Raw genomic sequence first — 13,107 nt, forward strand, 5'->3', positions numbered from 1 at the left:
CTGCGATGTTCAGTGTTTGAATTGTGGCAATGTTTACTACTCTCAGCCTTATGATAATGGAAGTAGACTAAATAAAGTAAGGAAATTAAAAGATTAAAATCGGCCCTTTACTTTACTGGTAATTCGTAGTAATATTACTTTACAATATATTATACAGTTTATAGGTTATATACTTTTAGATTCTTATATTTTTGTTTTTGCAATATATATTTGATACATACACGTATCTCTTTCTAATTATAGATTGTTTCAAGGTAAATGGATATTAATAAACTAATACACTTTGTTTAAGTGTTTATTTATTACGCGTTAATATTCCATTTAGAACAATCTATTTTTAGGAGGAGATTTTTTTTATGGAAAAAGAACGAAATAAGTCTGTGGAATTAGAGGTTGATATTAAGAAAGTTAGAGTTCTTGTACGCCTTGCTCAGTTTCAGTTTGAACGTCTAAAATTAGTTAAGGAATATTCTAATCTATTAGATAGAATGAAGATAGAAACAGAAATAGACATTGAAGAGGCAAATAAAATTCTTAGTGAATTTGCACACTTCCATAAGGAGGTGCGTTAAATGGCTAAATGGAATGCTATTGCTTACTGTGTTCTATCTGATAACGTAGTTAAAAAAAAATCAACAAAGTACATGCTTTACAAATATACTTTGGAGAGAGTCGCTAACTTTGAGGACAATAAGGAGTTCCAATATATTTATGGTTCTGATTACAGCATTAATCTATTCTTTTCAGATGTAGGTTCAGTTGGTGAAGATTTTGAAGAAATGCTGAAGGTCATAAGTTATGAAAAAATTGATAAAGTATTTATTTTAGATCTTTTTGCACATTGGTATAATCCTCTTAAATTAGGGGAATTAGCGCAGTTATGTAGAGAAAGACATATAGAACTATTAATGCCTTATCAGAAAAAGGATAATGTTGCGCACCCTGAATTCTTTGATCGGTACGCAGACAATTTGCAAAAATTTATTTCTATTTCTGAGGGAGGTTATTAATATGAAAAAAGCAGTAGGTTATATTAGGGTATCTGATATGGGACCGAAGGCAAAGGTCAACTTGAAAGAATCACAAGAAACACAGTTGAGCCATATTAAGAACTATTGTGAACAAAAAGGCTACGAACTAGTCGAAGTTTATGAAGATCTTGACTATTCTGGTGGTACTTCCAAGCGTCCTGCTTTTCAGCAAATGTTTAACGAAATAAAACATAAAGATAACGATTATGATGTAATAGTTGTTTACAGTCTTAGTCGTTTTGCTAGAAATTTAAAAGATCTACTTGTCCATATAGATATAATGGAAGAGCATAATGTAGAATTTGCAAGTGCCACAGAAGAATTTCTTCGAACAGATAATTATATGGGAACTTTTATGATTAACATTTTAGGTGCAATTGCAGAGTTACAGAGAATGCAAATTGCCGAAACTGTTCGTGATAATATGATTGGTATTGCAAGGTCTAAGGGTCGCTTTTTAGGTGGTATTGCTCCACTTGGATATAATATTAACCCAAAGACAAAGAAATACGAAATCAATAATGAAGAGGCAGATGTAGTAGAAACTATTTTTAATATGTACTTAGAGGGAAAAGGCATAGATACTATTACTCAACACTTAATAAGGGAACGAGCACTCGGAAGAGAGAAATATAGCAAGTCTACAATTCGTTCTATTCTAGTAAATCCTATTTACACAGGAGACCTCCATTACAATAGAAGAAAAAATATTGGGGAAGACAGAAAGAAATGGAATGGTGAAGACCAATGGATTGTTAATGAAGATAGTCACACACCAATAATTAGTAAGAAAATATTCAACGAAGTTCAAAAGTTAATGAAAGAAAAATCTAATAATAACCCTTTTAGAAATAAGCATAAAGGGAGTAAGCATCTTCTTAGTGGGATTCTAACTTGTGGAAATTGTGGTAATCACTACTTTGCTAATGCGAAGTTAAACGGTAGTGGAAATAAGTATGAATACTACATATGTAGTGGTAAACAAAGACATAGCAGGGCTTTCTGCCAAGCAAAGGGGATTCGTGTTGATAAGATAGACCCGCTCTTAATTGATAGCATGAATCATATTATTAATCAAGATATGCTACTGAAGTTATTCAATAAGCAGTTTGAGGAATATACTAGCAGTAGTAAAAAGAAACTAAGTGAAAAATTAAATTTAGAAAGACAGAAAAACAAAATCCAAGAACAGATTAATCGACTTGTGAAGAAAGTAATTGAAAGTGATGATAAACGCTTAGAAGAAATTTATGAGGAAAACATGATTGAACTTAAAGAGAAAAGTGAAGAATTACAAATTGAAATAGAAAACTTTGACGAAGATGATATGTACAATATCGAATCTCTTGAAGCATTTAAGAAAATGTTAGTAAAGGGAGATAAGTTTGAACTTACGATGGACTTTGTGAAAATGTTAGATAAAGAATTACAAAGAGATATTGTCTCCCGCTTCATTGATAAGGTCATTGTGGAAGAATTAGAAAATGGAAATTCAAAACTGACGGTTAAGTATAAAATTGAAATGGAAGATTTGCAGATAGTCAAAAAAATCAATAAAGTAAAAGTGAAGGAGGACTTCGACGAAAGAAGGGAAATATTTAATAAAATACTTAATCATGTTGCCCATTGTGGGTATGACGATTATACCGGACCACCGGTATCTTTAGATAAAAACGAGTTAATTTTAAAAATAATAAAACACTCACAAATGTTGATACATCAATGTTTGTGAGTGTTTTTTGTTTTTAAATTTAAATAGAGAAACAGAGCCCTATACAATAAAAAACAAATCTAAATTTATGATTCAACCTTGATTCTATGTATCAAATCATTTATTAGTTCATTATTTATAGGAGATCTGTTGAACAAGAATTAGATAAAACCTTATTGAACTAGCATTCAAACAAATCAAAAATAATGAGAGTTGATAAGTCTAAACCCATTAAACAGATAAATAGAGGTAAATGTCCTTACTAAATACTTTAGTTTATTAATAGTCATAATAAAACCTAATACCTTTGGGAAACATTAGGTTGAGGTGATTATATGGATAAAGAAGATTTAAAACTCACATCTGCTGAAATAGGAACATTGTGGGGCGAATATGTAAATGGTACAGCCGTAGACATTGTAAATAAATATATGTTATCCATTATAGAAGATGAGAAGATAAAACTGCTGTTTGAAGACGCGATAAAGACATTTGATAAACAAAAAAGTCAAATAAGGCAATTCATTGAAAACCAGGGATTCCCAGTACCGATTGGCTTTACTGAATCAGATCTTAACAAAGGGACTAAAAGATTATTTTCTGATATCTTCTGTTTGCATTATTTACATATTATGACACTACATGGTTTACTTGGGCATTCAACATCCCTTAGTTCTTCTGTCAGAAAGGACTTACGGCACTTTTATGATTCATGTACTAATGACGGGATGACTATGTATCATCGAACTACTGAATTACTACTTGAAAAAGGGCATTTTCAAAGAGACCCATACTTTTACCCTGAAGAGAATCCTGAATTTGTTTCAGGACAACAATTTATAAATGGTTTTTTTGGAGACAAGCGACCTTTGGCATCAATAGAAATTATTGCCCTATCCCTTAATATCAAAAAGAAAATATTGGAAAAATCACTTTCGATTGGATTTAGTCAAGTAACACAATCAAAAGAGGTTAGAAAATTTTTAGAGAGTACACAGAACACTTCTAATCAGCAAATTCAATCACTTAGTAAAATACTAAAAGGTGATAATCTACCTGTTCCGATGTCATGGGAATCAGAGGTTACAACGTCAACAGATTCTCCTTTTTCCGATAAGTTAATGTTGTATCATATTGGATTCTTATTACAATCTTCCCAATCATACCATGGCGCTGGTCTTGCATCTGCCATGCGGATAGACATCGTAACAACCTATGAAAAAATAATACTAAAAAACCTGATGGTTACAAAAGAGTGGTTTAATTTAATGACCAAAAATAACTGGTTAGAACAACCACCATTAGCTCCAAATAGAAAGGAACTTGCAAAAGATAAGTAATACCTAACATCTAAATGGAGAATATTTTGTATAATGCTCATTTTTTACAGAGAAAACAATTATATATAACTAAAAAAGTTTTCAGAATATCAATGACTGGTTAAGAAATTGCAAAAAGCATCATTAAGGAATTCGTGACACCTTTCTCCAAGATGGTATTCATACACCTTCACGATCTCATGGTAATATGCTACGTTCAACAGTTGCTCCGTTTTCTGATAAATTCATGATGTATTGCATAAGTCTATGCTGTAGTTTCGCAATAGGAGGAAACTCACTAGAGACCGCTTCTAAATTGCGGCATGATTTAGCAGCTAAAACTACTGTGTTTATGAAAGATATCTTCAAATATACCCATTAAGGGGCTAAAATCCTGATTAGGAATGGCTGGAAGAAAGAAATAAACAAATAAATGTAACTCAATAAAAAGTATAGATTTCCTCTAATGATTCAGGTTTGTTACCTTCTATACTCCAATTCGATCCGACTACTGGTACCAAAATAATACCAATAACAAACTTTCTATTAAACCCTTTGTATTGTAGTGGATCCCAAATTCCTGATATCCACATTCCCACCTGACAGCACGCAGACCACCTTTTTATCCTTGATACCCAATTTTCCATTCATTGCAGCCGCTACAGTCACTGCGCTGGAGGGTTCAATGAGCTGTTTCATTCGTTCTAGCACAAAAGATTGTGCCACTTTGATCTCTTCATCCGAAACTAATACAAGGTCATCCAAGTATTTTTGTACAATAGGAAATGTCATATCCCCAGGCTGACTGGTTCTTAGTCCATCAGCAATCGTAGTTGTCGCTCGTATTGCTGTTATCTTTTTATTTTTTAAAGACAGAAACGTATCGTTGGCGGTCGCTGGTTCAACCCCGATAATTTTCACTTTTGGCTTGGTTTGTTTAATTGCTGTTAAAATACCTGATATTAATCCACCGCCGCCGATTGGAACAACAATTATGTCAACGTCCTCCAATTGCTCCAATATTTCTAAACCAATTGTACCTTGTCCTGCCATAATAAATGGGTCATCGTACGGTGGGATAAAGGTACCATTATGTTCGATTGCTAATTCCCTGGCTTTTGGCAGACGCTCTGCTGACGTGGTTCCACACTTTTCAATATTTCCTCTGTATGATTTAATAGCATTTTTCTTACTTTCGTTTGCATCAACTGGTATGACAATGGTAGCTTGTATCCCCAACTGATTCGCAATATAGGCTACTGCCTGTCCGTGATTTCCACTGGAGGCTGCAGTAACAAATGTCACCCCGTCTCTGACAGTCTTCTTCACTTTATTGGCTGCTCCACGAATTTTAAAGGAACCTGTTTTCTGTAAATGTTCTGCTTTAAAATACATCTCATTTCCACATATTTCACTTAGCTTAGAAGAATGTAATACAGGAGTCTCGTTCATAAAATTAGCAATGTTTTCACGAGCCTGTAGAATATCATGATAGTTAATCATCTGCAGGTTACCCTCCTTTTAGGGTTTAAATATATGTTGGAGTCCAGAAAAAATTCTTTAAACCTGTAAGATTGCCAGGCGTCTCATCCAACTTTATATCTAATGATGAGGAAGTAAGAATCGTCTCCCTGCTTCGCTTCCCCCTTATATCTTCTCAATAGTAGTCTTTACAAAGTCCATAATCTTTTGAAAGGCTATTGATGCGTTTTTTGGATTTTGGTCTTTGATAGCTTGTAGCATTTCTTCGTGGTATGGATAGCTCTTATCAAAGATGTCCTCAATCCCAAATGGTTCGTTCCAGAATTCATGAAATGTATCCCAAACAGAGTCAATAATACTTTTTAATAAATCATTACGAGCAGCTTCGTAAATGGATTGGTGAAATAAGGAATCAGAGATGTTAGCTTTTTCTCTTTCATTATTTTCGATGCACTGTACATAAGTCTTTAAATGATATTCCATTTTCTCTATATCAGCGTTAGTTGCTTTTTGGGCAGCAAGGTCTACTGCTTTTCCTTCCAGTGCTGTTCGTACTTCCAATGCTTCTAATAAAAATTGTCTCTCATTTTCAATATCGAAGGATGTCTGGATTTGAAAGGGCTTTGAATTCAAAATTTCTATAGTTCCTTGTGCTTCTAATAACTGTAGCCCTTCACGAAGGGACGATCGTCCAATACCTAATATGTTAATTAAGGTAGAGATAGAAGGTAAACGATCCCCTTCTTTGAGATTTTCTTTTTTTATATAGGCTTTAATTTCGTCTGCAACTAATTCAGATAGTCTCTTCTTTTTTACAGTCTTCATGAATATCCGTCACCTCTGAATGGTATTGGTTTAAGTTTATAATAACATTTGGTGTTAATCCATTTTAATGATTACAACCAATAAATTCTGAATATTTTAACCTTTCATACAGGTTGGAGGTGTGATAGTATTTTTTTAAAGGTATGAAAGACTGGAATACCTAATCATCTCAGGAAAGAAGGTTGACTAACTTATGTTTAACACCGATGAAAAAATATGTACCCATTTTGGTGAAAATCCTTCCAAAAATAATGGGTCTGTCTCCCCACCAATCTACCAAACTAGTCTTTTTGCTTTTGAAAGCTTTAAAGAATTTACGGAGGCTCAAAAGTTGGAGAGGGAACATTACGTTTATTCTAGAGGGGTCAATCCAACAGTTGAAGTTCTGGAAAAAAAGTTAGCTGCACTTGAAAGGGGGGATAAGTGTAAATGCTTCGGATCAGGAATGGGAGCCATTAGTGCTGTGTTTTTTTCACTGCTCGAAAGTGGAGATCACGTTTTATTTATCAATAACATCTATGGACCTACTACGCAATTGATGGATCAGTTTAAGAAATTTAATATCACCTACAGTTGTGTTGATCATGAATTAACTAACTTGGATACTATGATTCAAGAAAATACGAAGATGATTTATGTGGAAAGTCCAGGTACTATGCTAATGAATGTTGTCGATCTTCAAGCTGTGGCGAGAAAGGCTAAAGATAATGGGATTATTACGGCTATTGATAATACATGGTCGACACCAATTTTTCAAAAACCATTAACATTAGGATTTGATTTATCAATTCATTCATTGACGAAATATATTGGTGGTCATAGTGATGTCGTTGGAGGAGCGGTAATAGGTAGTTATGAATTAGTTGATCAAATCTTTACTTATGGTTATCAACTCAATGGTTCTGTTTTGGGACCGAACGACGCTTATTTGGTTATTAGAGGTTTGCGTACTTTACCAATACGGTTAAAACAGCATCAGGAAAATACAATAAAAATCGTTGATTATTTAAAGACAAAAGAAGATGTGGCAAATATTCACCACCCTAGTATGGAACTGAACAAGTCATTTTTAAATAAACAAATGAAGGGGTTTACAGGGCTGCTGAGTTTTGAACTTAAACAGGCAGATTTTGCCCATGTGTGTAATTTTATTGATGGTTTAACGTTATTTAAAATTGGTGTTAGTTGGGGGGCTATGAAAGCCTCGTGAATTCGCCAGTCAAAGAGGACAATGAGGAAATGTTGAAAGAACAAGGCATATCACCAGGCTTAATTAGACTGTCAGTAGGACTAGAAGGTTCTGAGCTTCAAATTAGTGATTTAGAACGCGCGTTTCAACAACTATAAAAAGTGTAAAGGAGAGTTGGATAATGAGCGAGACTACGATTAAACGTCCTTCATTAGGGATCGCATTCATTCCAATTGTTATTTCTTTAGTCATTTTTATTGGTGGAATTGGAATGTTAAAGTATCCAGCAGAATTAATGTTACTATTTGCAGGAATTGTATTTGCCATTTTTGCTGTGTTGAACGGCCATCAATGGGACAAAATTATTGTTGTCATGGGGGATAAAATAAAAAGGGCACTTCCAGCCATTTTATTTTGTATTGGAATTTTAATAGGAACCTGGATGATTTCAGGTACGATTCCTTTGTTTGTATATTATGGTCTTAATATTATCAACCCTAGTTATTTATACTTATTAGCCTTCTTAGTTACAGCGATTGTTTCTACCTGTGTTGGGACGTCCTGGGGGTCCGCTGGGACAATTGGTGTAGCCATTATGAGTATTGCTGAAACCATGGATTTATCCTTAGCTATTACAGCAGGTGCTGTGGTGGTCGGGAGCTTATTTTGGTGATAAATTATCTCCACTATCCGATACAACAAACATGAGTTCACTTGTTGCAGGTTCTAATCTATATGAGCATATTAAGCATATGTTATATACGGCAATCCCATCGTCCATAGTTGCTATCATCGTTTTTACGATTGTTGGCTTAGGAATTGAAACTTATTCAACACAGCTGGCAAATATCCAGGAAATGATTTCTGGTCTTGATCAGCTGTTTAACTTAAATGCACTCTTGTTGATACCAGCCATTGTAGTAATTGCCGGTTCTCTAATGAAAAAACCACCACTAATTGTATTATTCACCTCAGCGATAACAGCTTTAATCCTCGCGTCGATCACACAAGACGCATCTATATCCAATCAATTTACTTCAGCTGTTTCAGGCTTTAATGTTGATATTCTAGGTGGAGATGCCTATGTAATTAGTGAAGATATGCAATCATTACTAAATAGAGGCGGTCTCTACTCAATGTATAATGCAACTTTCTTTGTTTTTGTTGCCTTTTTCTTCGCATCAGCATTAGAAGTATCTCAAGCCTTATCCATTATCCTCGAAGGTATTATCAAACACTTGAAAACAATTGGTAGTACAACATTCTCCGCTCTTGTAACCGGGTTCGCAGTTATTAATTGTACATCAAATGCTCTTGTATCGTTTTTCTTAATTCAAGATATTTATGGAAAGGTGTATAAAGAAAAGAAGCTTCACCCAGTCAATCTTTCGAGAAATATGGAGGATTCCATAACAATCACAGAGGTATTGATGCCATGGACTGTTTCTGGTGTATTTATGGCAACTACCTTAGGTGTGACTAATTTTGAATTCTTACCTTGGGCGATTTTTAACCTTGGGGGCTTTATATTCTCTGCATTATATGGATTACTTGCACCATACACAGCTGGATTTGGCACTCGGAAAATAGGAGACGATGATCATCTAGACCAAACTAATTTGACAAATTCCAAGAATCTTCAACAATAGCGAGGGAAGGAGAAGAAGGGTTCTTCTCCTTCCTTTATTCCACAAGGATTTCTTTGCTCTCTTAAAAGTTCTATTCTTACGTATAAAAGAATTAGCGGCCAAATGGGAAGGAGATCACATCCAGAATGGTCCTTAGTCGTGTATCAGCTTTTAGTTGATGATAGGTAAGAACATTTTGCTTTTTCAAGTGAAAAAAGTTATTGACAATAGAGAATAATGGGAGTATTTTTTAGTTAAATCAACAAAAAAATATTGCCGAACACCTTTTATTCGCTGAAACTAAGTTGAGCGGGGGAACCGTTTTCGATAGATACTTGTCTATCTTGGGGTGAATCTTACTTAGTAAGAGGGGATACTCTCAGTCCCTAATCCGACAGCTAACCTCGTAAGCGTTACATAATACTCGAGAGAAAGGTCTATGGGTTATCCTAAGACCATTCTTGTTTGTGATGGTCCTTTTTAATGGGTATAAAAAATTTTTTGAGATTCGTTGACCGATGTGGTCAACACTTAAGCAGAATGACCAAGTCGGGCCGAGAACTTGTCACTGCTTTCTCCTTAATTTTTGTTGACCAATATGTCATTTAGGTTATGCAGAAAGGGGATCATTATCATTAATTCTATATTTAACAGCCTAAAATCAGAGAAACAAGAGCGTATTATTAACGCCGCAATAAAAGAATTTGTTCAAAGTGGTTTTGAAAAAGCATCAACAAATGAAATGGTAAAAGAGGCCGAAATCTCTAAAGGTTCGTTATTTAACTATTTTAATAGCAAGAAAGATCTTTATTTATATTTAATCGAATACGGTGTTCAAATAATCGAGGAAATTTATGAACAAATCGATTTGAATGAAAGGGATATTTTTAAAAGAATCGAGAAATTAGGCTTAAAAAAATTGCAAATCCACAGAAGATTCCCTCATGTATTTGATTTTCTTAGCTCCTTACGCCTTGAGGAATCTGATGAAGTGAAGGACGACATTAAGCAAAGAGTTGATTCCATCTTTGAAGAGGGGGTTACAAAAATATATGAGAATATCGACTACTCCAAATTTCGTGAGGACATCGATATTCAAAAAGCGATCGAGATTCTTAATTGGACGATGTTCGGATTTGGGGAGAAAGCAGTCAATCAACTAACCACCTTTGAAGGAGTTGGAGAGGAGTATCTTAATGAATGGGAGAGTTATTCAAAAATACTGAAGTATAGTTTTTACAAATAGGGAGGATTAAACATGAGCGTATTGGAAGTTAGCAATTTAACGAAGAAGTTTGGGAAGTTTACAGCTTTAGATGGTGTTAATTTCGAAGTTGGTAGTGGGGAGGTTTTCGGATTTATTGGACCTAATGGAGCCGGTAAATCAACGACAATACGAGTATTACTGGGTATTTTAAAGGCAACAGAAGGGGAAGTTAAGTTATTTGGTAAGGATGCTTGGAATGAGGCAGTTGAAATTCATAAGAGATTGGCCTATGTACCGGGTGATGTCAATTTATGGCCTAACTTAACAGGTGGGGAAGTAATTGATTTATTTGTAAAATTACGAGGGGGCAATAATAAAAGCAGAAGAGAAGAATTGATCAAAAAATTTGATTTAGATCCCACAAAGAAATGCCGAACATATTCTAAGGGTAACCGACAAAAGGTTGCATTAATTGCAGCCTTTTCATCAGATGCAGACTTGTATATTCTAGATGAACCAACCTCTGGACTTGATCCGTTGATGGAAAAGGTTTTTCAGGAGTGTGTAATGGATGTTAAAAACAGAGGAAAAAGTGTACTGCTTTCAAGTCATATCCTTTCAGAAGTAGAAAAATTGTGTGATAGAGTGGGAATCATTCGACAAGGCAAAATCATAGAAACTGGATCATTAAGCGAACTCCGTCATCTAACCCGTACACATATTCTTGTAGAGACAAAACAATCCATTTCATCGTTAAATGAATTGCAGGGAATCCATAAAATAGAAGAAACAGATCAAGGTTTAACCTTTCAAGTAGATACGGAACAACTGGACGATGTTATCAGGCATATTAGTCAGTTTGGAATTGAAAAGTTGGAGAGTGCACCGCCAACCCTAGAAGATTTATTTATGCGTCATTATGAAAGCAAAGATAAATCAGAAGGGAAAGAAACAGGAGGTGTCCGTTAATGGATCAACATAGCTTTGCTAACACAGGTAAACTATCTCGATTTATTCTCCGTCTTGATAGAGTAAAAATCCCATTATGGATAATGGGATTGGCAATGTTCACATTAGTCGTACCTCCTGCTTTTGATAATTTATATAAAACGCAGCAGGAAAGAGATGCCATTACTGAAACTATGGCAAATCCCGCAATGACAGCGATGTTAGGGACCGGTGATTTGGATAATTATACGATTGGTGCCATGACAGCCCATCAAATGATAGTAATGACTGCAGTAATTGTCGGTATAATGGCTGTTTTACTTGTGACACGTCATACAAGAGCAGATGAAGAGGATGGTCGCATTGAAATGATTCGTTCTTTACCATCAGGCCGCCTTTCTTACTTAAATGCTTCATTAATTGTATCAAGTGGGACGTTTATTGGTTTAGCGTTGGTTATAGGCTTTGGATTGTATGGACTTGGAATTGAAAGTATGGATTTAGAAGGGTCCTTGCTTTATGGTGCTGCTTTAGGCGGGACGGGATTCGTTTTTACAGGAGTGACAGCGATTTTCGCCCAGCTTTCAGAAAGTTCCCGAGGTACGATCGGATGGTCGGTTGCTATCCTGCTTCTTGCTTACCTTTTTCGGGCTATTACTGATATAAGTAACGAAGCATTATCATGGATTTCTCCATTAGGATGGGTATCGAAAGCAGAAGTATATTCATCTAATAATTGGGGCTCTATATTGTTAATGCTGGCTGTTTCTATCCTATTATTTGTAGTTGCAAATTACCTAAATAATATTCGTGATTTAGAACAAGGATTCATAGCATCCAAACCAGGGAGAAGATATGCCTCGCGTCTTTTGCAAAGTCCAATTGGTTTAGCGTTTCGACTGCAGCGAACCGGGTTTATAGCATGGGCAATTGGATTGTTTGTGCTAGGGGCTTCCTATGGATCTATATTTGGCGATTTAGAATCGTTTTTTGAAGGAAATGAAATGTATCAACAAATGCTACAACAAGCTGAAGGAGCTTCTATTGTCGAACAATTTATTCCAACATTGATGATCGTCATTTCTCTTATAGCAACGATACCTCCTGTTATGGCTATGAATAAACTTCGTGGTGAAGAGAAAAAGGAGCGTTTGGAGCATTTATTAAGTAGGGCTGTATCGAGGACAAAGCTTATAGGATCCTATTTAATCATGGCGGTTGTGAATGGTTTTGTGATGATTTCCCTTAGTGCCCTTGGCCTGTGGTCTGCAGCAACAACTGTTATGGATACGGGTCTGGAATTAGGAATGGTCTATAGTGCAGCTCTTGTATTTTACCCAGCAATGCTGGTTATGATTGGTATCGCTGCATTCCTTATTGGATTATTACCAATGCTGACCTCTTTGATTTGGATTTATTTTATTTATTCATTCTTCGTCCTATATTTAGGGAACTTAATGCAAATTCCCGATTTGGTAGGGAAACTATCTCCATTTGGTCATGTTCCACAAGTACCTATAGAGGATGTAACATTTATGCCATTGTTCTTATTAAGTATTATTGCGTTAGGATTAATGATGATTAGCTTTGTAGGTTTTCGAAAACGTGATAGTAAAAATTAACATGGCTAAGCAGAGTATCAGACTATCATTACTTTACAAGGTTTTCCCTCAAAGAAAAGGATGTTTCAAAGCTGAAGGCTTTTTCCGGAATTTGTCTGGTAGGCCTTCAGTTTTTTATACGAGGAAGTTGGGGGGAGGAAGCTGC

At 35.2% G+C, this 13,107-nt stretch carries 12 protein-coding genes, 1 pseudogene and 1 riboswitch; of the genes and pseudogenes, 11 read left to right on the plus strand and 2 right to left on the minus strand.

Annotated elements, in window-relative coordinates:
* Window positions 1–356: 356 nt before the first annotated feature.
* From BMX63_RS02685 to BMX63_RS02705, 5 genes are all read left to right on the plus strand, one after another.
* Window positions 357–572 (plus strand): hypothetical protein, encoded by a 216-nt coding sequence (locus BMX63_RS02685; RefSeq protein WP_093131730.1) that lies wholly within the window; start codon window positions 357–359, stop codon window positions 570–572.
* On the plus strand, window positions 573–1,010 hold the full coding sequence (locus tag BMX63_RS02690) for a hypothetical protein (protein ID WP_093131731.1): 438 nt from the start codon (window positions 573–575) through the stop codon (window positions 1,008–1,010).
* A 1-nt stretch (window position 1,011) separates the two neighbouring features.
* Window positions 1,012–2,763 (plus strand): recombinase family protein, encoded by a 1,752-nt coding sequence (locus BMX63_RS02695; protein WP_177167151.1) that lies wholly within the window; start codon window positions 1,012–1,014, stop codon window positions 2,761–2,763.
* A 314-nt stretch (window positions 2,764–3,077) separates the two neighbouring features.
* On the plus strand, window positions 3,078–4,082 hold the full coding sequence (locus BMX63_RS02700) for a DUF3231 family protein (protein WP_093131735.1): 1,005 nt from the start codon (window positions 3,078–3,080) through the stop codon (window positions 4,080–4,082).
* A gap of 187 nt (window positions 4,083–4,269) precedes the next feature.
* Complete coding sequence (locus BMX63_RS02705) at window positions 4,270–4,443, plus strand: DUF3231 family protein (RefSeq protein WP_093131737.1); 174 nt, start codon at window positions 4,270–4,272, stop codon at window positions 4,441–4,443.
* Between the two features lie 164 nt (window positions 4,444–4,607).
* Here BMX63_RS02705 and BMX63_RS02710 read toward each other — a convergent pair whose 3' ends face one another.
* Window positions 4,608–5,564 carry a threonine ammonia-lyase gene (locus BMX63_RS02710; RefSeq protein WP_093131739.1) on the minus strand — a complete coding sequence of 319 codons (957 nt, stop codon included), beginning with the start codon at window positions 5,562–5,564 and terminating at the stop codon, window positions 4,608–4,610.
* 144 nt (window positions 5,565–5,708) lie between these two features.
* On the minus strand, window positions 5,709–6,368 hold the full coding sequence (locus BMX63_RS02715) for a FadR/GntR family transcriptional regulator (RefSeq protein WP_093131742.1): 660 nt from the start codon (window positions 6,366–6,368) through the stop codon (window positions 5,709–5,711).
* 193 nt (window positions 6,369–6,561) lie between these two features.
* Here BMX63_RS02715 and BMX63_RS02720 point away from each other — a divergent pair.
* From BMX63_RS02720 to BMX63_RS18265, 6 genes and pseudogenes are all read left to right on the plus strand, one after another.
* Window positions 6,562–7,715: pseudogene (locus tag BMX63_RS02720) on the plus strand (trans-sulfuration enzyme family protein).
* 23 nt (window positions 7,716–7,738) lie between these two features.
* Window positions 7,739–8,230, plus strand: a complete 492-nt coding sequence (locus BMX63_RS18260) for a Na+/H+ antiporter NhaC family protein (RefSeq protein WP_220083809.1) — start codon at window positions 7,739–7,741, stop codon at window positions 8,228–8,230.
* Between the two features lie 31 nt (window positions 8,231–8,261).
* Window positions 8,262–9,206, plus strand: a complete 945-nt coding sequence (locus BMX63_RS02725) for a Na+/H+ antiporter NhaC family protein (protein WP_245732686.1) — start codon at window positions 8,262–8,264, stop codon at window positions 9,204–9,206.
* A 261-nt stretch (window positions 9,207–9,467) separates the two neighbouring features.
* Window positions 9,468–9,613, plus strand: a riboswitch (cyclic di-AMP (ydaO/yuaA leader).
* 170 nt (window positions 9,614–9,783) lie between these two features.
* Window positions 9,784–10,431: a TetR/AcrR family transcriptional regulator gene (locus BMX63_RS02730; RefSeq protein ID WP_245732687.1), complete on the plus strand. Its 648-nt coding sequence runs from the start codon at window positions 9,784–9,786 to the stop codon at window positions 10,429–10,431.
* A gap of 12 nt (window positions 10,432–10,443) precedes the next feature.
* On the plus strand, window positions 10,444–11,361 hold the full coding sequence (locus tag BMX63_RS02735) for an ABC transporter ATP-binding protein (RefSeq protein WP_093131744.1): 918 nt from the start codon (window positions 10,444–10,446) through the stop codon (window positions 11,359–11,361).
* Window positions 11,361–12,962 carry an ABC transporter permease gene (locus BMX63_RS18265; RefSeq protein WP_093131746.1) on the plus strand — a complete coding sequence of 534 codons (1,602 nt, stop codon included), beginning with the start codon at window positions 11,361–11,363 and terminating at the stop codon, window positions 12,960–12,962. Before BMX63_RS02735 ends, BMX63_RS18265 begins: the two co-directional genes overlap by 1 nt.
* Window positions 12,963–13,107 lie beyond the last annotated feature (145 nt).

The sequence above is a fragment of the Salinibacillus kushneri genome (assembly GCF_900111405.1).
GTDB classification, from domain to species: Bacteria; Bacillota; Bacilli; order Bacillales; family Alkalibacillaceae; genus Salinibacillus; species Salinibacillus kushneri.